The sequence below is a fragment of the Nocardia sp. NPDC019395 genome (genome assembly GCF_040632335.1).
GTDB lineage: Bacteria > Actinomycetota > Actinomycetes > Mycobacteriales > Mycobacteriaceae > Nocardia.
The window spans coordinates 243,434-266,631 of the sequence record NZ_JBEYBT010000003.1 but is presented as its reverse complement, the minus strand read 5'-3'; the positions used below and the strand labels follow the sequence as shown (position 1 = coordinate 266,631).

Genomic DNA, 23,198 nt, shown 5'->3' with positions numbered 1-23,198 from the left:
GGCGGCCGGCTCGCGGGAGGCGCCGAACGAGCGGGTACCGATCGGTTCTTCGCGGTCTCCCGGTTCGCCGCGGTGCGGGACCGCGGCGAACCGCGCTCGCGTCCCGACCCGCGCCGATTCATCGCATTCCCTCCCCGGCAACGGCTCCCGGGGCCCCGCCGGGAACCCCGGCCGGTACCGGTACGGCCACCGACGTCGGGACGGCGGGAGCGGTGTCACCGCCGGCCGCCGCCGGATCCGCCACGCCGGGCCCCTCGGCGATCGGCGCCCCGGGCGCGGGAGGCGTAACCGGAGTGGAGGGCTCGGGCGCGGGGGCCGCATCCGGAGCCGGAACACCGGAATCGGCCGGAACGCCCGCTCCACCCTCCGGGGACACCGCACCTTCACCGGGAACGGGCGCGTCCGGAGCCGCCGGCGGCATTTCGGCGTTCAGCGGAGCCGGAGCATCCGGCGCACCAGCGGTTTCCGGACCCGGAAGCACCCCGGCGGGTGACTGTCCCGGCACCGGCTCACCGGGAACCGGTGCCGGGCCGGACTCCGGTGGGGCCTGCCCCTGCGGCTGAGCGGGATCGATACCCGGCGCCGCGAGTACCGCTCCCGGACCGGCTTCGGCGGGTTGCCGCGGGGGCGAGGACGGCACCGGAACGACCCGCTCCCCCGGATCCGCACCACCATGCGGCCCGCTGCGGGGCGGCGGGTTCAGCGGTGGCGCGGCCGGACCCTGCGCCGGGGCGGGTTCCCCGATCACGGTGACCGTTCCGTCCGGTGCGACCACCAGGCGCGCCGGGTCGTCGGCCGGGATCATGCCCAGTTCCCGTGCACGGGTGGCGAGTTCAGGTGCGGAATCGGCCGCGGCCACTTCCCGCTGCAGTGCGGCGCGTTCGTCGGAGAGCACCCGGTTGGCTTCCCGCGCATCGCTGAGGTGGTAGCTGTCCTCGGCGGCGCGAGTGGTCAGGACCAGGGTGAGAGCGAGACCGCAGCCGAACATGGCGAGGATCGCGGCGACGAACGGCACCCGCCCGGTCAGCTCCGTGCCTGCCGGGGCGGTAGGTGTCGCGACACGTTGTCGCCGCCGGGCGTAAGCGCGTTGCGCCGCACCGGATTTCACCCGCTCCGCGTCGTGTACCCGCCGGGCCGGCCGGGTCGGCCGCCCCGTTTCGGTCCGTGTTCCCACGCTCATACCAGACACCCCCGTATCGGTGTGATGGCCCGCGGTTCCGTTCCGCGTGGCCCTGTGCCGCGGTCCGTCGTGCCCGACCGCTGCTCCGATGCCGGGCCCCACCGGCATCCGCTGTTGCGATACCCGGGTATCGCATACACCCTGTCGTACTGGAAAAAACCCTCGGAGACAATCGAATTCAGTCCCGCGCGGCCCAGCTTTCCCGAACTTTCCGTGGTTGCGGCGCACCGGATCACCCCGTGTCCGTAGGACACGACCCGGGCCCGCCGATCGGGCCACTCGTCGAGGCGGAGGCCGGAGCGCAGGCCGAGGTATCGCACCACTTCCGGGCCCGGCCCACTCATTCCGTCTCCTCCGCGATCTTCTCCGCCGCCCGCATCCGCACCGGAGTCGCGCGCGGGTTCTCCTCGATCTCCGCGGCACTCGCCTGTTCGGCGCCGCGGGTCAGGATCCGGAACTGGGGGCCCATACCGGGAAGTTCGACCGGAAGATCCATCGGTGTCCGGGATTTCGCCCGTTCGGCGAGTTCGTGTTTGACGACCCGATCCTCGAGCGATTGATACGACATGACCACGATCCGCCCGCCGGGGCGTAACGCGTCCAGCGCGGCAGGCAGGGCGGCACGCAGCGAATCCAGTTCGGCGTTCACCTCTACACGCAGCGCCTGGAAGGTCCGCTTGGCCGGATGGCCACCGGTACGCCGGGCGGGAGCCGGTATGGCGTCGTAGAGCAGAGCCACCAGTTCGGCACTCGTACGGAACGGCTGCCGGGCCCGGCGCCGCACGACCTCGGCGGCGATCCGGTTCGCGAAACGTTCCTCGCCGTAGACTTTCAAAACCCGGGCGAGCTCACCGTGACTGTAGGTGTTGAGTACATCGGCGGCGGTCGGGCCGGTGGTCGCGTCCATTCGCATATCCAGCGGCGCATCCACCGAATAGGCGAATCCGCGGTCGGCTTCGTCCAATTGCATGGACGACACACCGAGGTCCATCAGCAGTCCGCTCACCGAGCCGGTCGCGGTCAGGCCGGCCTCCGCCAGCGCGTCGGCGATCCCGTCGTAGCGGATATGCACCAGGGTGATCCGGTCCCGGAAGGGCCGTAGCCGCTCGGCGGCGTGGGCCAGCGCGTCGGTATCGCGGTCCAGACCTACCAGGCGCAACTCCGGATGGGTGCGCAGGAAGTATTCGGCGTGACCGCCGAGGCCCAGGGTGGCGTCGAGGTAGACCGCGCCCGGCTCAGCGAGGACCGGGTCGAGCAATTCCGCGGCGCGAGTGAGCAGAACAGGGATATGTCGTGTGCCGTGCTGCTCACGGTTCACCTGACCTCCCGGATATGCCTCGCTGGGAACGACCGTCCTCGGGTCGTATCGGACCGCGGCATCCGGCGCGGACACCGGTGCCGAAGCAGTGCGAAAAGTGCGTGAGATGCGGCGCCGTCACCCGACGGGGTACGGCCACAGCGTGTGCGACAGAAGGAAATTGGGCTTCACGAATGCCGCGGGGTCTCTGACCGAAGCGGCACCTGGCGTCGGGGAAGTACGTCAGGGTCCGCGTCCGGGCAGAGGCCGCGTGGCACTCGCCGGGGGCTAGAAGATTCCGCCCAGTGCCTCGTCTCTCGCTTGTGCGTAGTCCTCCTCGTGTTCGGCGAGGTAGGTCTCCCACGCCTGCTTGTCCCAAATCTCCAAGAAGTCGACCGAGCCGATGACCGTACAGTCGCGGGTGAGGTTGGCATACCGGCGATGTTCGGCCGATAACACGATCCGGCCCTGCGAATCCAGACTCTGTTCGTCCGTTCCCGCCGCCAGCGCCCGGATGAATGCCCGCGCCTGCGGGTTGCTCCGGGATGCCGAGGCAGCTCGCCGGGCGAGCGCACTGAATTCTTCCTTCGGATAGACGGCAAGGCTGTGGTCCTGCCCTTTGGTGACCATCAACCCTCCCGCCAGATCGTCTCGAAACTTCGCGGGCAACGTGAGTCGCCCCTTGTCGTCCAACCGAGGTGTGTAAGTACCGAGAAACAACCCGATACCTCCTACCGGACCACCTCGAATGGTGTTGGCCGGCTGAGCCGGCCGAGCGCCTTACGGCCTCTCCTGTAGTGCGCGCTCCACATTACCCCACTTTCCCCCACTTTCAATCGAAACACGGGGTGATGTGGCTCCCCAGCTCACCGATTTCGCAGGTCATCCCAGCTATCACCGATCAGGTGAACTTTTCGCGCGCTCTGCCTCCTCGCGCGCGTCCGCGCGCCACAAACGCGGCGGCGCCCGTCAACTTCCAGCAAACCCCCTGTTCACACGCCGCGAGAGGGGCCGGTGGGGCGATGTGGAGGGACCCGGTGGAGGGATGTGGGAGGGACGGCCCGGACAAGACAGCGGTGCGGTGTGGATGCGCGAGAACATCACGCGCCCACACCGCACCGGATATGCGCGGACAACGAAGCCGCACCGGATTCCGGTGCGGCTTCGGCCTGGCGTTCGGCGAGTTCGTCTCGCCGGCGACTATTCCTGTTCGAACCTTCTGCGGAAGCGATCTTCCATCCGCTCGGTGAATCCACCGGAGCGACGCTGCCGGCCGCGGCCACCGGTTCGTTGCGACGGTCCCGGTTCACTCGGCGGATCGTTCGGGGAACCACCGCCCCGGCCCGCCGATCCACCTTTGGCTCCGCCGAGCAGGAGCAGCACTCCCGCGCCGAACATCACGATGAATCCGACCAGACTGATGATCGGGAAACCGCCGGGCCGCACCGGGAGGGCGATACCGGCGATGAGCAGGACCAGGCCGAGTACGAACAGGGCCGCGGCCTGAAGTCTGCGTCGACTCGACGCAGTACGGAAACGTCCGCCGCGGACGGACGACGCGAACTTCGGATCCTCAGCATAGAGAGCGCTCTCGATCTGTTCGAGCATGCGCTGCTCGTGCTCGGAGAGTGGCACGGTACCTCCCCCGGCACTAGGTCGTGGCTGTCGCCTCCGGGTAGGCGACAGATAACCCCTTGGCGGCTATCTGCCCCTAATGATACGAGTTCCCCCAGAGCCGTACCACCATATGGGTACAGCTGGGTGAAGTTCGTGCCCGCGCCGGGCCCCGACCGATACAAAAATGCCGTGGTCCGCCCGGTTCCGGGGCCTGATACGGAGGCCCGGAGCGAAGCCGGAGGTACCACTAGCGCGGCGCGCCGTTGTCGTCGCCCGCCGCTCGCAGCCGTGCCGCCGGCGCGATCAGATCCTCGACATCGTGCAGGAATGCGCCGACACGCGCATAGAACTCGTCGGCCCGGGCGTCGTCGATATCCCGGGGCAGGCCCGCCTCCAGGGCGGCCCTGGTCGCGGAATGGCCGCTGAAATAGTCCGCCCACATAACGAATTCGGGCGCGGCGCGTTGCAACATCACCCAGGCGTTACGTGATCGTGCCCGCGGCGCCGAATCGGCACCGGTGAGGGCCAGTACCGCCCCCGCCCCGCGCAGAGCGGCCAGATAGGCGACCCGGAACCGTTCCCCCGGGTCGCTTTCCCCCGCCGCCTCCATCAGCAGTCCGTCGGCGCGTCGCAGCAGCATCCCCGCCCGGCCCGGTTGACCCGGGTGAACGCTTCGATCCGACATGGCCGTCCCTCCGTATCTCACCCGTCGTACCCCGCGGCGGTTTACCGGTATGGCAGGCTGAGCGTGCACCGTGGGGAGCCGAACAGGTATTCGAACGTTTGGCTCGAGCTTGAATATAGAGACGACCACCGACATATTCGCCTGCCGGAAACCCCAGCTCCGGCTGACCGACCGCGAAAGAGCCCACCGATATCGCAATGACCGCCGTCAAGTCCAACCACCTCCCCGCCCCGGTCGTAGTCGACCTCTCCGTCGCCGCGCTGCGTGCCCGGTTGCACGACGCGCTGGCGGTGTACGTCGCGGCCATGGACTACCCCCGCGGCACCGAACACCATCGGGCGCCGATGTGGACCGAACACACCCATCGCGCCGGCTGGCAGGCTGTCGCGGCGGTGGTGCCCGAGGACAACGGTATGTTCGACCTGCGCAGTTCGCCGCTGGTCGCGATCGCCTACGGCTATCGCGGCGGACCCCATCAGTGGTGGCAGCAGCAGGTCCACGCGGGTATGCGCCGGACCGGATGGCCGGAACCCGCGACCCAGGGGTTGCTGGGCGACTATTTCGAACTCACCGAATTACATGTCCACCCGAGCGCGCAAGGCCGCGGTATCGGCGCGACCCTGCTCCGGCAGCTCCTTCGCGACCGGACCGAACGCGCGGTCCTGCTGTCCACGCCCGAGGTGTCGGCCGAGGACAACCGGGCGTGGCGGCTGTACCGGCGGATGGGATTCCAGGACGTGCTACGGGATTTCGTCTTCGCCGGGGACAACCGCCGCTTCGGCATCCTCGGCCGGCCGCTACCGCTGCCGTGAGCGTGATCATCGTCGGTTCCGGCCACAACGCCCTGGTCGCGGCGTGCTACCTGGCCCGGGAGGGCCGACCTGTACGGGTGCTCGAGCGTGATGTCGTGCTGGGCGGCGCGGTATCGACGGTCGAACGTTTCCCGGGCCACCGCGTCGACCGCGGATCGTCGGCGCATCTGATGATCCGGCACACCGGGATCGTCGAAGAGCTGGAGCTGGACCGGTTCGGCCTGCACTACCTCGACTGTGACCCCTGGGCCTTCGTACCCGCATGCCCGGACACCGGGGCCGCACCGATCGTCTTCCACCGCGACCTCGACCGAACCTGCGCATCAGTCGCCGCGGCCTGCGGCGACCGTGATGCCGCGGCCTACCGGCGTTTCGCGGGCGAATGGGAACCCCGAGCGCGCCGCGTGATGCGTTCGTTCGGCGGTGCTCCCACCCCGGGCCGGTTGGTGCGCTCGTTCTGGGGTCTGGACGCCCGCGGCGGCGGAAGCGCGCTGTCGCGCGAATTCCTGCAGTCCGGTGATGCGCTGCTGGACAGCTGGTTCGACGACGAGCGGCTCAAAGCGGCACTGGCATGGTTCGGGGCGCAATCGGGGCCGCCGATGTCGGAGCCGGGAACCGCGCCGATGGTGGGGTTCGCGGCGCTCATGCACACCCTCCCACCGGGCCGCGCGGTGGGCGGCAGCGGTGCGTTGACCGAAGCACTGGTGGCCCGGCTGCGCGCCGACGGCGGCGAGATCGTGGCCGGCGATCCGGTCACCGAACTCACCCGCCGGGGCGACCGGTGGCACGTGCGCACCGGTGCGGGGCGCGACTACGACGCCGCGACAGTGATCGCCGGTACCCATATCCTCACGACATTCGAGCTCCTGCGCGCCGGGGGGTTCGACCCCGGAGTGCTGGACGGGTGGCAGCGGCGGATCCGGGTGGGCCCGGGTATCGGCATGGTCGTCCGGGCCGCTACCAGCGCACTCCCCTCCTACCCGGGTGCGACGACCGCCGAATCCGCGACCGGTCTGCAACTGCTGGTATCCGGCCGCGAACAACTGCGGCTGGCCCACGGCAACGCCCTCGGCGGCCGGCTGCCCCCACGGCCGGTGGTGCTGGGGATGAGCTTCAGCGCCCTCGATCCCGGTATCGCACCCGCCGGACAGCATCAGCTCTCCTTGTGGTCGCAATGGCATCCCTACCGGCTCGCGGACGGCAGCCGATGGGCGGCGCACGCGGAGACGGAGGCCGACCGGATCATCGCCGAACTGGACCGTTACGCACCCGGTGCCGCGGCGTCGGTGCTGCGGCGGCATATCCAGACCCCGGTCGATCTGGAAGCGGAGATGGGGTTGCGTGGCGGCAACGTCATGCACGTCGAGATGAGCCTGGACCAGATGATGCTGTGGCGACCGCTGCCGGAGCTGTCGGGTCATCGGGTGCCCGGTGCGCCGGGGCTGTATCTCACGGGCGCCTCCACCCACCCCGGCGGCGGGGTATCCGGCGCGAGCGGCCGCACCGCCGCGAGCCTCGTACTGCGCGACGGCCGGCGCGGGCGGCAGTGGTTACGCCGGTGAGCGTGGCCGGCCGCCGGATCCGGCTGGACAACCCGCGTGAGCTGATACCGGCCGGTTGCCTGGTGACGCTCATCGCCGCGCAGATCGCGTATCCGCTGACCAGCGGGTCCGCCCGCGATACCGTGACGGTGGCGGTGGTGCTTCTGTCGGCGGGCACCGCACTGGTGCACGCGACACTGACCCGCGGTCTCCGGTACGCGGCGGGTTTCGCGGTGATCGTCTCCGGTATCGGCCTGGCGGCCGAAGCGGTGGGCACGGCCACCGGGATCCCGTTCGGTGCGTACGACTACGCGATCGGGCGGCTCGGCCCGGCGCTGTTCGAGGTACCACTGGTGGTGCCCCTCGCATGGACCGGCGGTGTGTATCCGATCTGGGTGGTCGCGGGGATGCTGTGCCGCGCACCGGTGTCGCGTATCGCCGCCACCGCGGTGGGCGCGGTGGGCTGGGATCTGTTCCTGGACCCCCAGATGGTGGCCGACGGACAGTGGCGCTGGCACGACACCGGCTCGGGACTTCCGGGGCTCGATACCATCCCCGCCACCAACTATCTCGGCTGGTTCCTGGTGGCGGTCACCATCGCTGTCGCGCTCACCGGATGGGACCGGACCGCCCCGCGCTCCGATCGGGTGTGGGTTCCGGTGCTGATGTTCCTGTGGACCTGGCTGGGTTCCGCGCTGGCGCACGCGGTATTCCTCGGGCTGCCGTACTCGGCGGCCTACGGCGGTGTCGTACTCGGCATCCTGGGGGTTCCGCTGCTGGTCCGGCTGATTCGCACCGGCTTCGGACCGGTCGGCGCCCGGAACGGCGACGCGGCCGGGCCCGTCGCATGGCGTCGGTGAGTTCCGGCCTGGCACCATGTCATCCGTGACTTCGAGTCCCGTTACCGCAAAACCCGGTTCCCCGGCCCCTGTTCCACGCTCACGCCGCCTCCGGGCCCGGGTGACGGCAACCCTTGTCCTCGCGGCACTGCTGGTTCCCGCGCTGGCCGGATGCCTGCGGGTGCAGGCCTCGATGGGACTGTCGTCCAACGACCGGGTATCGGGCCGGATCGTCGCGGCAGTCGTACCGGAGAACAGCGAGGACAAGGGGCCGCAGTTCACCGCGCCGGAAGCATTGGCCACGAAGGTACGAATCGAGCCGTACAACCAGGACGGGTATGTCGGCAACGAGATCTACTTCGACGACCTGAACTTCGGTGAGGTCGAACAGCTCGGGCAGATGTCCGAGCAGGCGCAGGGCCTGTTCGAGCTGAAGTTCCAGCGCAACGGTGATCTGGTGAGTCTCAACGGCCGCGTCGATCTGGAAACGCTGGCCCCGCACGGCTCGGATGTGCAGTTGAGTGTGGCGTTCCCGTCCCGGGTCGCCAAGACCAACGGCACCCGGGAAGGGGATTCGGTGGTCTCCTGGAAGCTGCCTGCCGGTGAGGTGAGCACGGTCCGGGCCGAGGTCGGCTACGCCGATCCGAACACCCGCTCCTTCGCGGGCTGGGCCGGTATCGTCGGCGGTATCACCCTGGCTGTCGCGGCCGTTATCGCCGCCCTCGCCTTTCTCGACCGTAATCCGCCCGCACCGGGCGCCCCGGCCGGTTTCTCACTGCGCCGCTGGTGGGGTGAGGTCAAGAACAACGCGTGAGGTCCACCGCGCGCGCCCGCCGGCTCCGGGCACGGGTCGTGACCACGGGCACCGGCCTCGCCCTCGGCAGCGCGGGACTGACCGCCTGGAACGCGATCACCCTGCCCCGGCTACCGCGCACGTCCGCGCCGGTCGCCGAAGCGGTGACAGTCTGTGTGCCCGCCCGGGACGAAGCCGACCGGCTCCCGCCGCTGATCGCCGATCTGCGCGCCCAGACCGGGGTCGAGAAGCTGCGCATCCTCGTATTCGACGACGCCTCCGCCGACGGTACGGCCGAGCGCGCGCGGGAGGCGATCGACGGCGACCCTCGCTGCACTCTGCTGCGCGGTACCGCCGGCCCGCCGCCGGGCTGGACCGGTAAGGCGGCGGCATGCCGGACACTCGCCGATACCGCCCGGCAGCTCGCGGCCACCACCGGATCCGGGGCCGGGGTACTGATCTTCCTGGACGCCGATATCCGCCTCGCTCCCGGCGCGCTCGCCGCCGCGGCCGGGGAGCTGCGGCGCCGGGGTTCCGCACTGCTGTCCCCCTGGCCGCAGCAACAGGCGCGGACCCGCGCCGAGCGCCTGGTACAGCCGCTGCTGTGCTGGTCGTGGGCGTCCACGCTGCCGGTGGTGTGCGCCGATCGCGGTACCCGGGCGTCGACGGTGGTGGCGTGTGGCCAGTTCCTGGTGTTCGACGCGGCCGCCTACCAGGCGATCGGCGGGCATACGGCGGTCGCGGGAAGCGTTACCGAGGACCTCGATATCGCCCGGGCGCTGCGCCGCGCCGGATACCGCACCGCACTGGCGGCAGCCGGCGGGCTGGCCCGGACCCGGATGTACCGGGGGCCGGAGGAACTCGCGGCCGGGTATCGCCGCTGGCTCTGGTCCGCCTACGGGGGTTCGATACCCGCGGGCCTCGCGGTGGGAGTTATCGCCGCGTGGGCGTATTGGCTGCCTCCGCTGGCCGCGACGCTGGGTCGCGGCCGCCTCCGCCGGTTGGGGTTTCTCGGGTACACCGCCGCCGTCACCGGGAGGCTGCTGGCACGGAGCTTGGAAACCGGACGTCCGCCGGTACGGCGTGACCTGACGGCGGCGGCGGCCCATCCGCTGTCCGTCGCCACCTATTTGTCTCTGTGGGCCCGCTCACACCGCGACCGGCGCCGCGATGCTCTCACCTGGAAAGGACGCGTCCTCGACCCCCGGCCAGACCTGGACTCTCGCTGATTCTTGGTCTTGTGCCCGCACGTACCGGATCGGATGATGAATCGGCCCGGACCGTTCGACGGGTGACAGACCTTCCGGCCCGGGTTTCGAGGAGGCTCGTATGACCATCGCCATCTACCCCAGCGCCGATACCGACTGGGCACAGTGGCATACCCGGTACGCGGCCCGGCTGCGGAGCCCGCACTCCGGACCCGATCCGATCGCGCAGCACTGGATCGGCGAATCACCCGAACAGTTGCCGGGGCTCCCGGGCACCTGGTGGGTTGTCGACGGCCGGGTGTTCATCGCGGCCAAACCGGGCGATCGGCTGGATCACGACGGCACCCGAATCGCGGGGATAGAAATCCTCGACCCGGTCGACGACGCCCCCGGGATCATCCTGCGGCACGACGAGCACGCAGTGGAAATCATCCGCCGAAATGGGCAGACGTCGATCCGCGTCCACGCCCCGGCCGACTAGCGGTACCGTCCCGGAATCGAAGAACCCCCGGGCCCGGTGCGCCGGCGTCGTCCGTGCCGCCGACGATATTGCCCGTGCGCTCGGCGGGCCTAGGCGCTCAGCGGCGCCGCCGTCACCCCGTACCCGAGATTCGTCAGCACTTCACTGGTGGCCTTGGCGAAATTCAGGGTGATGAAGTGCAGGCACGGGGCGCCCTCGGCGATCAGCCGCTCCCCCATTTCGGTGGCGATCTCGATACCGGCGGCGCGGACCGCGGCGCGATCCTCCTCCGGCCCGGATCCCGCGGCGCGGCGCAGCCGGTCCAGCACCCGCTCCGGGAGTGGCCGGCCACACAGCTGCTCGGCGCGCTCCACCGTGCGCAGCGAGGTGATCGGCATCAACTCCGGAATGATCGGCTTGGCACCTTCGACCGGATCCCGGGCGACGACCCGGTCGCGCAGCCGCAGATAATCGTCGACATCGAAGAACATCTGGGTGATCGAGTACTCCGCGCCCGCACGCAGTTTCGCCGCCAGATAGTCGGTGTCCCGGTCGAGGTCCGGTGAGCGGTGATGGCCCTGCGGGAACGACGCCACACCGACATGGAAATCACCGAGGTCACGCACGATCCGCACCAGCTCTTCGGCGTACTCCACCCCGTCCGGATGTTTATGCCATTCGCCCAGCGGATCACCCGGCGGGTCACCGCGCAGGACGAGGATATTGCTGATCCCGGAATCGGCGTAGGCACCGACGATGGACCTGAGTTCGGCAACGCTGTGATCGACCGCCGTGAGATGCCCGACCGGCAGCAGAGTGGTTTCCTCCGCGAGCTGCCCGGTGACCCGAACCGTGCGTTCGCGGGTGCTGCCGCCGGCGCCGTAGGTCATCGATACGAAGGCCGGGTGCATCCGCTCGAAGGTCCGCACCGTACGCCATAACCGCTGTTCACCGGCTTCGTCGCGGGGCGGCGAGAACTCCACCGAGAAGGGCACGGCGCCGTCGGCGTGCTGCCGCAGACTCTGCACGACCGAAGGCGTCGCGGAGACGTTCGGTGACGTGGGAGACGGCCGGCCAGGGGTCGGTAGTCCCCGCGCGTTGTCGAAAGTCACCGGCCCAGTCTAAAGCCGCACTCCGGTACGGCCCGAGTCTCTCCCCGGCCCCGGCACCCTCCGCTCCTGACCGGCGGTCTCCCCCGCGTATTCTGCGATCAGGTCCCGCCGAGACGGCGGGTGCCATGGACACCACCGGATATGGCCCCCGCGGGCGGCCTCCGCGGCCCGGAGCCCATGGCGAACCAACGATTTGGGAGGTCATCCTGTCCGCCGGAACCGGTACTCCGACCCGGTCGGGTCCTATAACGGCCGTGCCCGGAACAGCGGCCTTCGCGACGGCCGTCGAACAAGCGCTCACCGCTTATTTCGCCGGCCGCGAGAACTCGGTCACCGAACTGGGTCCCGTTTTCACCGAGGCGGTCGGCGCGCTCGAATCGTTCGTGCTGCGCGGGGGTAAACGCACCCGGCCCGGCTTCGCCTGGATGGGCTGGCTGGGCGCCGGTGGCGATCCGGCGGACCCCGGCGCCGCGGCCGTCCTGCAAGCCTGCGCGGCACTGGAGCTGGTGCAGGCGTGCGCACTGATCCACGACGACATCATCGACTGTTCCCGGACCCGGCGCCGCTTCCCGACCGTGCATGTGGACTTCGAGCAGCGCCACCGCTACCAGGGCTGGGCGGGCGATTCGGCGCAGTACGGCGAATCGGTGGCGATCCTGCTCGGCGATCTCGCCTTGGCCTGGGCCGACGATATGGTGCACGGCAGCGGCCTGGATCCGGCGGCCCTGGCCCGGTTCGCCCCGGTCTGGGCCGGTATGCGCACCGAGGTCCTCGGCGGTCAGCTGCTCGACGTGCACGGTGAGGCGAGCGGGGACGAATCCGTGGCCGCGGCGCTGCGGATCAACCGGTACAAAACCGCCGCGTATACGGTCGAGCGCCCGCTGCATCTCGGAGCCGCTCTGGCCGACGCCGGCCCCGGCCTCATCGCGGCCTACCGCGCCTACGGCACCGATATCGGGGTCGCTTTCCAGCTCCGCGACGATCTACTCGGGGTGTTCGGCAATCCGGAGGTCACCGGTAAACCGTCCGGTGACGATCTGCGCGAGGGAAAACGCACGGTACTGGTCGCCGAGGCCCTGCAGCGCGCGGCTGACAAGAATCCGGCAGCCGGCGACCGGTTGCGCGCCGCGATCGGCACCGATCTCTCCGACGAGCAAGTGGGCGAACTGCGCGAACTGCTGATCGAGCTGGGCGCGGTCGACGCCGTAGAGGCCCGGATCACCGCGCTCACCGACCAAGGCCTGACCGCCATCGAGGCAAGTTCCGCCACACCGGAGGCCAAGGAACGTCTGCGGGCGATGGCATCGGCCGCCACCCGGCGCGCGGCATGAGATCGGTGAAAGGCCCGGTGGACCGGGTTGTCGTGGTCGGGGCCGGGCTGTCCGGGTTGTCGGCGGCGCTTCATCTGACCGGTGCGGGCTGCTCCGTCACTCTGGTGGAGCGCGCCGATCACCCGGGCGGCCGGGCCGGGCGCTACCGGTTCGACGATTACGAGATCGATTCCGGCGCCACTGTCCTCACCCTCCCCGAATTGGTGGACGACGCGCTGGCCGCAGTCGGCCTGGATACCGATTCCGCCGTGCCCCCGCTGCGGATCCGGCCGCTGGCACCCGCGTATCACGCCCGCTTCGCCGACCGGTCCGAGATCCGGGTCTTCTCCGATCCCGACCGGATGAGCGCCGAGGTGGCGCAGGCCTGCGGACCGGACGAGGCCGTGCGCTACCGGCGGCTCCGCGACTGGCTGGGTCGCGTCTACCACGCCGAATACGACGAGTTCCTGGCGGCGAATTTCGATTCCCCGCTGGATCTGGTCCGGACTCCGGCGAAACGGGCCGCTCTGCTCGACCTGATCCGGCTCGGGGCTTTCGGCCGGCTGGGCCGGCGGGTTTCCCGCACCCTGCGCGATTCACGGCTGAGCCGGCTGTTCACCTTCCAGGCGTTGTATGCCGGGATGGCGCCCGCGCAGGCGCTGGGAGTGTACGGGGCCATTCCCTTCATGGATACGGGCCTGGGCGTCTATTTCCCCGACGGCGGGATGCGTGCTGTCGCCGATACCTTGGCCGGGGCGTTCACGGCCGCCGGCGGCCGACTCGAACTCGGCGCCGAGGTCACCGGTATCGACTACGCACCGGGCGGCGGGCCACGCCGGGCGCGGCAGATCACGCTGGCCGACGGCCGGGTGCTGCCGTGTGACGCGGTGGTACTCACCGCGGATCTCGGCTCGCTCGGCCGGTTCGGTATGCGGCCGCGCCGCGGTCTTCGGGCTTCGCCCTCGGCCGTTGTCGCGCACGGGATCGTGCCGGTCGCCGTCGCCGAACAGTGGCCGGTGCAGGCACATCACACGATCGAGTTCGGCGCCGCCTGGGCGCAGACCTTCCGCGAGATCACCGCGCGGCGCGGCAGCCGGCCGATGAGCGATCCGTCACTACTGCTCACCCGGCCCGCGCTCACCGATCCCGGTCTCCACATCACCCGGGACGGGATCCGCTACGAGCCGTTCTCACTGCTCGCGCCGTGCCCGAACCTGGATTCGGCGCCGCTGGATTGGGCCCGGCTGGGACGCGCGTACCTGCGCGAACTGCTCGCGGTACTGGAAGAACGCGGTTATCACCGGATAACGACGGAGTTCGTCGCCGAATATCTCGACACGCCCGCAACGTGGCGGGATCGGGGAATGATCGCCGGAACCCCCTTCTCGGCGGCGCACCTGTTCCGCCAGACCGGCCCGTTCCGGTCTCGTAACCTCCCGCGCGGCAGCGAGAACGTGGTCCTGGCAGGTTGCGGAACTACGCCCGGGGTCGGTGTTCCGACCGCGCTGCTGTCCGGAAAACTCGCGGCACAACGCATTCTGGGCGAGAATCGCAGGGCCCGGACGCGCGCCCCCGCCACCGTCCGGCGGACATCCCGGAGGGAAGCCGTAAACTGATCGCCGACCTATTCGCCTGCGGTTGCGACCGCCGACCACCCGGGGGGACCGACACCTGATGCCAGCCCCCTATATGCACACCACAGCCACCGCGGTTCAGATCCCCGATACCGACGTACCCACGCCGGCCACGCCCACCCACGCGCGTGCCGCCGGCCGGGCCGGATTCGCGCCCGGACTGCTGGGCTGGCTGCGGTTCTGCGCCGATTTCCTGCGCAGCCCGGAGGGGCATGCGGCGCTGCTCGGCTTCACCGGGGCGATCATGATCACCTTCGGCGGCTTCGGCGCCGGTAGTGTGCGCAAACGAGACCCGCTGCTCGAGGCGGTCCACCTGTCCTGGCTGCGGTTCGGCCACGGGTACGCGCTATCGATGATCTGCGTCTGGGCCGGGGTGCTGATGATGGTGGCCGCCTGGGTGCGGCTGGGTCGTATCACGCTGGGATTCGGTGGTCACACCGGCGATGTCCGCCTCAACGAGTTGCGCGCGATCGTCGGTATCTGGATCGCGCCGCTGATGTTCGCGGTGCCGATGTTCAGCCGGGACGCCTACTCCTACCTCGCCCAGGGCGCGCTGCTGCGGGACGGTTTCGATCCGTACCAGGTGGGGCCGGTGGCCAACCCCGGAGTCCTGCTCGACAATGTGAGCACCGTCTGGACCACCACCACCGCCCCCTACGGCCCGGTGTTCCTGCTGATGGGCCGCGCGATCACCGCGGTCACCGGCGATAACGTGGTGAGCGGCACCATCGCGATGCGGTTCGTCATGCTGCCCGGACTGGTGCTGATGATGTGGGCGGTGCCGTATCTGACCAAACACCTCGGCGGCAAGCCCACGGTCGCGCTGTGGCTGGCCGTGCTCAACCCGCTGGTACTGATCCACCTGATCGGCGGCGTGCACAACGAAATGCTGATGGTCGGCCTGATGTGCGCGGGGATCGCGCTGGTCCTGGAGCGTCACCATGTCGCGGGGATCGTGGTGGTGGCGATCGGGGTCGCGATCAAGGCGACCGCGGGGGTGGCGCTACCGTTCCTCGTCTGGATCTGGATGCTGCACGAACGTGACCGGCGCGCCGAGGACGGCCAGCGGGCGGCGCTCGGGACGAGCAGCCGGGAATTCCTGGCGCATCACTGGAAGATGTTCGTCAAGATCGCGTCGCTCGGCTTGGCCGTGTTCGCCGTGGTGTTCGCGGCGGCCTCGGCGATCGCCGGCGTCGGGATCGGCTGGCTCACCGCGCTGTCGGGGTCGCAGAAGATCATCAACTGGCTGTCCATGCCGACGGTCATAGCGCACGCCACCACCTGGATCACCCCGTTCGGCCTGGACTCGTCGCTCGAAGTGACCCGGATGCTGTGCATGCTCGCACTGCTGGTGCTGCTGGTCTGGACCTGGTGGAAGTTCAAACTCACCGAACGGGACGCGGTGCTCGGGATCCTGATCGCTTTCGTCGCGATCGTCATCCTGTCCCCGGCGGCGCTGCCCTGGTACTACTCGTGGCCGCTGGCCCTGGCCGCCGGTTTCGCGCTGTCGACCACCACGCTGATGACACTGGTCGGAGTGTGTACCTGGCTGATGCTGGTTTTCCAGCCGGACGGGTCGATCGGGCTCTACAACTTCTGGCACGTCGCCGCCGCGACATTCGCTTCCGTCGTCGCCGCGCTCTCGCTGCGTACGGTGGACCCGCTGCGGTTGCGCGGAGCACCGCACCGGATCACCGCGCCCACGGTCCCCGGACCGTGACAGGCGAGCAGGGTACCGAGATCGCCGCTCGACGCACTCCCGGCTGCACAGCTACCCCTCCTGCCCGCCCCGAGACGCCGCACGACGACAGCACGCTCATATCCGCCGGCACGAACCGCTGTGCCGATCCCGGCACCCTGCGCCGGGCATACCTCCGGTGCCGCAGGACGGCCGCCGCCCACGGGCGCACCTATTACCTGGCGACTCGGCTGCTGTCCGCCGAGCAACGCCCCGCCGTACACGCGCTCTACGCCTTCGCACGCATGGTGGACGATATCGTCGATCTCCCGGGGCGCACACCGTCCGATCCCGGCCCCGCCGCAGTGCTGGACTCCGTGGAGTACGCGCTGCGCACCGCCTGGTCACCGCCGGGCGAGAACCCCCCGATCGGGACCGGCCGTCCGGCCTCGCTGCCCACCGGATTCGACGAGATCGTCCTCGCACTCACCGATACGGTCGCCCGGTTCGCCATCGACCCCCGCCATTTCTGGCTCTTCCTGGACTCCATGCGCATGGACGCGGCCGATTCACCACTGTTCCGGAACCGCTATCCGAGCATGACCGCCCTGTACGAGTACATGCGTGGTTCGGCCGCGGCCATCGGCCTGCAACTGCTACCGGTCCTGGGCACGACCGGCCCCCGCGCAGCGGCCGAACCCGCGGCGGCAGCTCTCGGCAATGCTTTCCAGCTCACCAACTTCCTGCGCGATATCGGCGAGGATCTCGACCGCGACCGGATCTACCTGCCGGCCGACGAGCTCGCCGCGTTCGGAGTCGACGAACAACTCCTCGCGCACTGCCATCGCACGCGCCACACGGACCAGCGGGTCCGCCGCGCGCTGAGACACCTCATCGCGATCAACCGGGACCTGTACCGCGGCGCCCACCCCGGTATCGAACTGCTCAGCCCGCGCGTACGCCCCGGTATCCGCACCGCGGCCGCCGTCTACGCGGCCATCCTGGATCGCATCGAGGAGAACGGCTACGACGTGTTCGCCCGGCGCGCGGTCGTACCGAACCATCGCCGCCTGCGCCTCGCCGCGGGCGCCGCATTACTCGGCGAGCGCCCACCGAGCACTCCCCACTGAGACCGAGGCGCGCCAAAAGACTCAGAACGGGTCTGCGGCGGCGCGGCGGAGAACTTCGCGGGCCAGTGGCCCGTGCAGGGCCTCCACCGGTTTACCCGGCAGCGTGTCGTCGTCGGTGAAGATCCACTCCAGGATCTCCTCGTCGGTGTACTTCGCGTCGCGCATCACCGTGATCAGGCCCGGCAGCGATTTCAGCACCGCGCCCGTATCGTCGAAAAAGATCTCCGGAACCCATACGACACCGTCGCGGCGGATCGCGAGCAGCTGATTGTCCCGCAGCATCTGATGGACCCGGGTCACCACAACACCCAGGTTCTTGGCGACATCGGGTAACGAGAGCAGTGGTACCGAAGCGGGCAGGACGTCGGCACTACAAGGAAAGGCACTCACGGGAGATAACGGTAGACGTTGTCCGCCCGACCGCGGTGAGACACCCGCACCTGTTCGGCCGATAACATCGTGGGAGCCGCGTGGGGCGGTCACCGTGTGGACACGGTACGAAGGTGGAGAGGTTCGTGACAGCCGGAGGACAATTGATCGGCGCCGTGCTCGACCGGCGCTACCGGATCGACGCGCCGATCGCCAGGGGCGGGATGTCGATGGTGTTCCGGGGTGTGGACACCCGGCTGGGCCGTCCGGTCGCCATCAAGGTGATGGACCCCAGATTCGCCGGTGACCCGCAGTTCCTGAGCCGGTTCGAATTCGAGGCCCGCGCGGTGGCCGGGCTCAAACACCCGTCCCTGGTCGAGGTGTACGACCAGGGCATAGACGGTGAGTATCCGTTCCTGGTGATGGAACTGGTCCAGGGCGGGACACTGCGTGAACTACTGCGTGAGCGCGGGCCGATGCCACCGCACGCGGTACGTGCGGTCGCCGAACCGGTGCTGGCCGCGATCGGCGTCGCGCACGCGGCCGGGCTGGTGCATCGCGATGTGAAACCGGAGAACGTCCTCATCTCCGACGCCGGGGACGTGAAAATCGCCGACTTCGGCCTCGTCCGGGCGGTCGCCGCCGCCAACACGACGTCCGCCAGCGTCATCCTGGGTACCGCCGCCTACCTCTCGCCCGAACAGGTGACCAGCGGAAGCGCGGACGCCCGCAGCGATGTGTACGCCTTCGGGATCCTGATCTTCGAGCTGCTCACCGGCAAGGTCCCGTTCACCGGCGACAACTCGTTGTCGGTGGCCTATCAGCGGGTGGAGAACGATGTGCCGAGCCCCAGTGGGCTCATCGCCGGGGTACCGCCCGAATTCGACGATCTCGTGGCCCGCGCCACCGCCCGCGAACCCGGGCACCGGTTCGCCGATGCCGGCGAAATGGTGGCCGAACTGCGGGCCGTCGCCGAACGCCTGAATCTGCCCGCCTACCGGGTTCCGGCGCCCCAGGAATCGGCCGAGCACACCAGCTCCCGGCACCCGGTCTCCCGCCCCGCACCGGACCCCGTCGCGGCGCCGGGACCACATGCGACCCGGATGGTGACCGCTGCCCGGCCGCGCACCGACGCGCCACCGCCCGCCTATATCCCGCCGCAGCGCCCCACCCAGTACAGCTCCTATCAGGAGAATCGCGCCGGTAAACGCCGTAACGGGATGATCTGGACGGCGGCCGTCGTGGTGCTGACCCTCCTGGTCGGTATCGGCGGCTGGTGGCTCGGGATGGGCCGTTACAACACTGTTCCGTCGGTCGCCGGTATGACAGTCGAACAGGCGACCGCGGAACTCCAGGACGCCGGATTCGAAACCGGAACCCGCGACAAAGCCTCCGATACCGTGCCCGAAGGCGGTGTCGTCGGCACCGATCCGGGCCCGGGCGCCAGGGAAACGAAGGGGTCCGCCGTAGACATCCTGGTGTCCAGCGGTAAACCCGAGGTGCCCGCCCTCTCCCCCGGCGACGACTGGGACGAGGTCCAGGGCCTGATCCGCGATCAAGGATTGCAGCCTGTCGACGCCGGCGAGGTCGCCAGCACCGCCCCCGAGGGAACTCTCGCCCGGGTGGATCCCGCACCCGGCACGGTGCTCCCGGCGGGCGCCCACGTCCAGGTCTGGAAGAGCAACGGATCGAAACCGGTTCAACTGCCGGATCTGCGGGCCGATACGCCCGACCAAGCGCGGAAGAAACTCGAGAGCCTCGGCCTCACGGTCGCGGGTGAACGGCCCGCCTACGACAAGTTGGTCGAGGTCGGGCGGGTTATCGGCACCGAACCCGGCGTCGGGACCACTGTCGACGCGGGATCCTCGGTCACCCTGGTGGTCTGTGAGGCGGTGACCATGCCCTCGGTGGTCGGAAAATCGGTCTCGGAGGCCCGGAGGATTCTGGAGGGGCTCGGCCTGCAGGTCGAGGTGCGGCAGTTCGCGCCGCTCGATTCCTCGGTCGTGGTATCACAGAATCCGGCGGCGAATGCCAATGTCGAAACCGGCGCGGCGGTCTCGGTGGTCGCCATACCGTGAATCTCGACGCCGTGTGCTCGGCGCGGTTGTTCGCGACGGTGAGGGACAGGTTGCAGCAGGGGCGGGCGGGACAGAACCGCGACGGTGACGAGCAGGACGAGCCGCCAAGGTGACAAGCAGGACAGTCCGTCAAGGTTCTGTGTTTTTTGGCGTCGCCTCCGGCGCCGCGGGTTCGGGGCCCCCTTGGTCTCGTTCTTCACTCCCGGCGATCGGTCGCTGCGCTCCTTCGCTCTGGTCGCTCCAGAACGAGACGGGCCCCGAACCACCAAGGCGGACCGGTCGCATGCGGGAAAACGGGGTGGGGTCGCATGCGGACAGACGGGCGGTAGGGGGATCAAACGCGCCGGGGGCGGCGGGGGTACCGGGCTTGTCACCTTCGCGTTCCGGTTCACCTCCTGCACCGGACCAGCGCGCCGGAATTACCGCAGCATCTCCGCTACCAGAAACGACAGTTCCAGGGACTGCTGAGTGTTGAGGCGGGGGTCGCAGGCCGTTTCATAACGTCCCGACAGGTCCAGATCGGAGATGTCCTGAGCACCGCCCAGACATTCCGTGACGTCCTCACCGGTGAGCTCGATATGCAGGCCGCCCGGGTGGGTTCCGAGCGAGTGGTGGACCTCGAAGAAGCCCTGCACCTCGTCGACGATCCGGTCGAAATGCCGCGTCTTGAACCCCGTGGAAGATTCATGGGTGTTGCCGTGCATCGGGTCGCACTGCCAGATCACCTGGTGTCCGGTGGCCTGCACCTTTTCCACGATCGCCGGGAGAACCTCACGGACCTTCGTATTGCCCATCCGTGATACCAGCGTCAACCGGCCGGGTTCGTTGTTCGGGTCGAGCCGCTCCACATATTCCACCGCTTGGGCGGGTGTGGTGCCCGGCCCGATTTTGAGGCCGATCGGGTTGGCCAGGAGCTCGGCGAACGCGATATGCGCACCGTCGAGCTGGCGGGTACGTTCCCCGATCCACAGGAAATGCGCGGACAGGTCGTAGAGCACCGGGTCGCCTGCCGTGTTCTCGGCCAGGCGCAGCATGGCCCGCTCGTAGTCCAGCACCAGCGCCTCGTGCGACGCGTAGATACGAGCCGATTTCAGACTGGGATCGTTGACCCGGCAGGCGGTCATGAACCGCAGGCCGCGGTCGATCTCCTCGGCCAGCGCCTCATAGCGTGCCCCGGCCGGTGACTGCGATACGAAATCCCGGTTCCAGTCGTGCACCCGGTGCAGATCCGCCATCCCGGCGCTGGTCACCGCGCGCACCAGGTTCATGGCCGCGCTGGCGTTGGCGTAGGCGCGCACCAGGCGCGACGGGTCGTGTTCGCGCACGGCGGCATCGGCCACCAGCGAATTCACCATATCGCCGCGGTAGGATTTCAGCCCCAGCGCATCGGTATCCGACGATCGCGGCTTCGCGTACTGACCGGCGATCCGCGCCACCTTCACCACCGGCAGGCTGGCCCCATAGGTGAGGACCACGGCCATCTGGAGCAACGTCCGGATATTGCCCCGGATATGCGGCTCGGTGTTGTCGGCGAATGTTTCCGCGCAGTCCCCGCCCTGCATCAGGAACGCTTCACCACGCGCCACCTCGGCGAGCTGCTCCCGCAACTCGTCGACTTCGGCGGGCAGGCAGATCGGCGGCACGCTCTCCAGCACCGTTCGCATATTCGACGCCTGCTCGGGATCCCACGACGGCTGCTGCAGCGCCGTCCTCGACAGTGCGTCGTCGAGCCGTTTACGCAGTTCCGCCGGCAGCGGCGGCAGCTCGGGCAAACGGTCGATGGGAACGTCGACGGTCCAATTCACCAGTTCAGGATAAGTGGTGCCCGATCCGGAGAGATCGCCGGAGCCCCTTCCTCCACCCCTACCGGTCACAGACCCGAGTCCCGCGGACAAACCCTCACCCGCAAACCCGCATCACTCAGCATGCATCTCCACCCCCGTTCTCCGCATGCGGCTGGTCGGCCTTGGTGGTTCGGGGCCCGTCTCGTTCTGGAGCGACCAGAGGGAGGGAGCGCAGCGACCGACCGGCGGGAGTGAAGAACGAGACCAAGGGGGCCCCGAACCCGCGACGCCGCAGGCGGCGCCAAAAAACACAGCACCTTCACGAACGGTCCCGCTCCCCACCTTCGCGGTCCAGCGCGCCAAAACACATCCAGCCAACCCCTCGGTGAGCCAACCATGGCCCCCAATCCCCGCGCACACCCCCTCCGAACCTCCCCGCCCCCGAACTCGCCGTCGCCCCGGGCGCGTTTCATCCCCCACCGCCAGTCCGTGCGCATCCGACCCCCACCCCCGTTTCCCGCATGCGACCGGTCCACCTCGGTGGTTCGGGGCCCGTCTCGTTCTGGAGCGACCAGAGCGAAGGAGCGCAGCGACCGACCGGCGGGAGTGAAGAACGAGACCAAGGGGGCCCCGAACCCGCGCGCGCCAGCGCGCCGAAAACACAGCTAGGCTCGTCGCGTTCTGTTGTCGCCGAGGGGACCCCCCACTTGAGGTATTTCTACGATTCGGAGTTCATCGAGGACGGTCGCGTTATCGACCTCGTGTCGATGGGTGTCGTCTGCGAGGACGGGCGCGAGTTCTATGCCGTGTCCTCGGAGTTCGATGCCGGGCGGGCAGGTCCGTGGGTGAGCAGGCATGTGCTGCCGAAACTTCCGCCGGAAACCTCTCCCCTGTGGCGGACCCGGGCGCAGATCCGGGATGAGCTGTACCGGTTCCTGGTTCCCCGGCCCACGGTGCAGCCCGAGATGTGGGCCTGGGTGGGGGCCTACGACCATGTCGTGCTGTGTCAGCTGTGGGGTTCGATGGTGGATCTGCCACAGGAGCTGCCACGCTATACCAACGAGCTGCGGCAGCACTGGGAGGCACACGGCCGTCCGGAATTGCCGCCGCCCCCACGTGATGCCCATGACGCTCTGGCCGACGCGCGGCACAACCTCGCCAAGTTCGAGGCTATCGAGGCAGCGCGCCGCCGCTGACCTGATCTCCGGTGAGCGTCCGAGAACTCGGAATGGTCCGGTCTCGGACGCTCACGTCGATAAGCAGCCGATATTCCGGGCGTAGGCAGCATCGAACAGGTCCCAGCCGCTGCGGCGGCCGGCGGTGCGCGCCTCGGCCATCCAGCCCGCCTCGACGGCCGCGTCGACAAACGCCCGGACGACGCCGGGCATGTTCAGGTTCAGCACACAGTCACCGATCCCGATGCCCCCGGCAGCAGAGAACCCGCTGTCCGGGATATGGCGCTCACCATCGGGGCGGAAGACCAGTGTCAGTCCTGCCACCGACCCGATCTGCCGCAGTCGCAGGACTTCCTCGCAGCCGTCTATGTGCTGGTGGTAGGTCTTCCACAGATACTGCTGCTCCCCCACCGCAAGCACTCGGCGGCGGTGTTCTTTCGTCATCGGCCGATGCTAATGCGGATCCCTGGATCCGGGCTATCGGTTTGTCGAGCGG

General features: G+C 69.2%; 21 protein-coding genes. 12 read left to right on the top strand and 9 right to left on the bottom strand.

Translation table 11 applies throughout. The features are described from left to right. Positions 1-118: 118 nt before the first annotated feature. The 5 genes from ABZ827_RS12185 to ABZ827_RS12165 form a co-directional block, all read right to left on the bottom strand. Positions 119-1,180, bottom strand: coding sequence for a hypothetical protein (locus ABZ827_RS12185; RefSeq protein ID WP_357236237.1), 1,062 nt, complete (start codon positions 1,178-1,180; stop codon positions 119-121). Between the two features lie 340 nt (positions 1,181-1,520). Beyond that, positions 1,521-2,498 carry a 16S rRNA (cytosine(1402)-N(4))-methyltransferase RsmH gene (rsmH, locus tag ABZ827_RS12180; protein WP_357236235.1) on the bottom strand — a complete coding sequence of 326 codons (978 nt, stop codon included), beginning with the start codon at positions 2,496-2,498 and terminating at the stop codon, positions 1,521-1,523. Positions 2,499-2,765: 267 nt separating this feature from the next. Then, positions 2,766-3,197 (bottom strand): division/cell wall cluster transcriptional repressor MraZ, encoded by a 432-nt coding sequence (gene mraZ, locus ABZ827_RS12175; RefSeq protein ID WP_357236234.1) that lies wholly within the window; start codon positions 3,195-3,197, stop codon positions 2,766-2,768. Positions 3,198-3,677: 480 nt separating this feature from the next. Then, positions 3,678-4,112 carry a DUF3040 domain-containing protein gene (locus tag ABZ827_RS12170; RefSeq protein ID WP_357236233.1) on the bottom strand — a complete coding sequence of 145 codons (435 nt, stop codon included), beginning with the start codon at positions 4,110-4,112 and terminating at the stop codon, positions 3,678-3,680. Positions 4,113-4,341: 229 nt separating this feature from the next. After that, complete coding sequence (locus ABZ827_RS12165; RefSeq protein WP_357236232.1) at positions 4,342-4,779, bottom strand: SAV_6107 family HEPN domain-containing protein; 438 nt, start codon at positions 4,777-4,779, stop codon at positions 4,342-4,344. 197 nt (positions 4,780-4,976) lie between these two features. On the opposite strand from ABZ827_RS12165, the gene ABZ827_RS12160 reads away from it, so the two are divergent. The 6 genes from ABZ827_RS12160 to ABZ827_RS12135 all read left to right on the top strand — a co-directional run bounded on the left by ABZ827_RS12160 (position 4,977) and on the right by ABZ827_RS12135 (position 10,453). Then, complete coding sequence (locus tag ABZ827_RS12160) at positions 4,977-5,591, top strand: N-acetyltransferase (protein WP_357236230.1); 615 nt, start codon at positions 4,977-4,979, stop codon at positions 5,589-5,591. After that, entirely contained in the window at positions 5,588-7,153 is a 1,566-nt protein-coding gene (locus tag ABZ827_RS12155; RefSeq protein WP_357236229.1) for an NAD(P)/FAD-dependent oxidoreductase, read from the top strand. The genes ABZ827_RS12160 and ABZ827_RS12155 overlap by 4 nt, the downstream gene beginning before the upstream one ends. A gap of 23 nt (positions 7,154-7,176) precedes the next feature. Continuing rightward, positions 7,177-7,992: a carotenoid biosynthesis protein gene (locus tag ABZ827_RS12150; protein WP_357236639.1), complete on the top strand. Its 816-nt coding sequence runs from the start codon at positions 7,177-7,179 to the stop codon at positions 7,990-7,992. Between the two features lie 16 nt (positions 7,993-8,008). Further along, complete coding sequence (locus tag ABZ827_RS12145; RefSeq protein ID WP_357236228.1) at positions 8,009-8,785, top strand: DUF3153 domain-containing protein; 777 nt, start codon at positions 8,009-8,011, stop codon at positions 8,783-8,785. A gap of 77 nt (positions 8,786-8,862) precedes the next feature. Then, the gene (locus ABZ827_RS12140) at positions 8,863-9,993 is read left to right on the top strand and encodes a glycosyltransferase (RefSeq protein ID WP_357236637.1); all 1,131 of its coding nucleotides are present in this window, start codon (positions 8,863-8,865) and stop codon (positions 9,991-9,993) included. Positions 9,994-10,093: 100 nt separating this feature from the next. Then, positions 10,094-10,453, top strand: a complete 360-nt coding sequence (locus ABZ827_RS12135; protein ID WP_357236226.1) for a hypothetical protein — start codon at positions 10,094-10,096, stop codon at positions 10,451-10,453. A gap of 89 nt (positions 10,454-10,542) precedes the next feature. Here ABZ827_RS12135 and ABZ827_RS12130 read toward each other — a convergent pair whose 3' ends face one another. Then, the gene (locus ABZ827_RS12130; protein ID WP_357236635.1) at positions 10,543-11,460 is read right to left on the bottom strand and encodes a methylenetetrahydrofolate reductase; all 918 of its coding nucleotides are present in this window, start codon (positions 11,458-11,460) and stop codon (positions 10,543-10,545) included. Between the two features lie 329 nt (positions 11,461-11,789). On the opposite strand from ABZ827_RS12130, the gene ABZ827_RS12125 reads away from it, so the two are divergent. From ABZ827_RS12125 to ABZ827_RS12110, 4 genes are all read left to right on the top strand, one after another. Continuing rightward, positions 11,790-12,875, top strand: coding sequence for a polyprenyl synthetase family protein (locus tag ABZ827_RS12125; protein ID WP_357236633.1), 1,086 nt, complete (start codon positions 11,790-11,792; stop codon positions 12,873-12,875). Next, on the top strand, positions 12,872-14,470 hold the full coding sequence (crtI, locus tag ABZ827_RS12120; protein ID WP_357236225.1) for a phytoene desaturase family protein: 1,599 nt from the start codon (positions 12,872-12,874) through the stop codon (positions 14,468-14,470). Before ABZ827_RS12125 ends, crtI begins: the two co-directional genes overlap by 4 nt. Positions 14,471-14,528: 58 nt before the next feature. Continuing rightward, a complete protein-coding gene (locus ABZ827_RS12115; protein ID WP_357236223.1) occupies positions 14,529-16,208 on the top strand; it encodes an alpha-(1->6)-mannopyranosyltransferase A in 1,680 nt (559 codons plus the stop codon). 98 nt (positions 16,209-16,306) lie between these two features. Further along, positions 16,307-17,296: a phytoene/squalene synthase family protein gene (locus tag ABZ827_RS12110; RefSeq protein WP_357236631.1), complete on the top strand. Its 990-nt coding sequence runs from the start codon at positions 16,307-16,309 to the stop codon at positions 17,294-17,296. A 21-nt stretch (positions 17,297-17,317) separates the two neighbouring features. On the opposite strand, the gene ABZ827_RS12105 is transcribed toward ABZ827_RS12110, so the two are convergent. Beyond that, positions 17,318-17,686, bottom strand: coding sequence for an Rv2175c family DNA-binding protein (locus ABZ827_RS12105; protein WP_357236222.1), 369 nt, complete (start codon positions 17,684-17,686; stop codon positions 17,318-17,320). Between the two features lie 125 nt (positions 17,687-17,811). On the opposite strand from ABZ827_RS12105, the gene pknB reads away from it, so the two are divergent. After that, positions 17,812-19,743, top strand: coding sequence for a Stk1 family PASTA domain-containing Ser/Thr kinase (gene pknB, locus ABZ827_RS12100; RefSeq protein ID WP_357236220.1), 1,932 nt, complete (start codon positions 17,812-17,814; stop codon positions 19,741-19,743). A 419-nt stretch (positions 19,744-20,162) separates the two neighbouring features. On the opposite strand, the gene ABZ827_RS12095 is transcribed toward pknB, so the two are convergent. Then, positions 20,163-21,548, bottom strand: a complete 1,386-nt coding sequence (locus tag ABZ827_RS12095) for a class II 3-deoxy-7-phosphoheptulonate synthase (protein ID WP_357236219.1) — start codon at positions 21,546-21,548, stop codon at positions 20,163-20,165. A 686-nt stretch (positions 21,549-22,234) separates the two neighbouring features. Between ABZ827_RS12095 and ABZ827_RS12090 the strand changes: the two genes are divergently transcribed. Next, positions 22,235-22,723, top strand: coding sequence for a polyadenylate-specific 3'-exoribonuclease AS (locus tag ABZ827_RS12090; protein ID WP_357236217.1), 489 nt, complete (start codon positions 22,235-22,237; stop codon positions 22,721-22,723). A gap of 51 nt (positions 22,724-22,774) precedes the next feature. Here the strand turns inward: ABZ827_RS12090 and ABZ827_RS12085 are convergent, their stop codons facing one another. Beyond that, positions 22,775-23,146 (bottom strand): hypothetical protein, encoded by a 372-nt coding sequence (locus ABZ827_RS12085; RefSeq protein ID WP_357236215.1) that lies wholly within the window; start codon positions 23,144-23,146, stop codon positions 22,775-22,777. Positions 23,147-23,198: the final 52 nt, after the last annotated feature.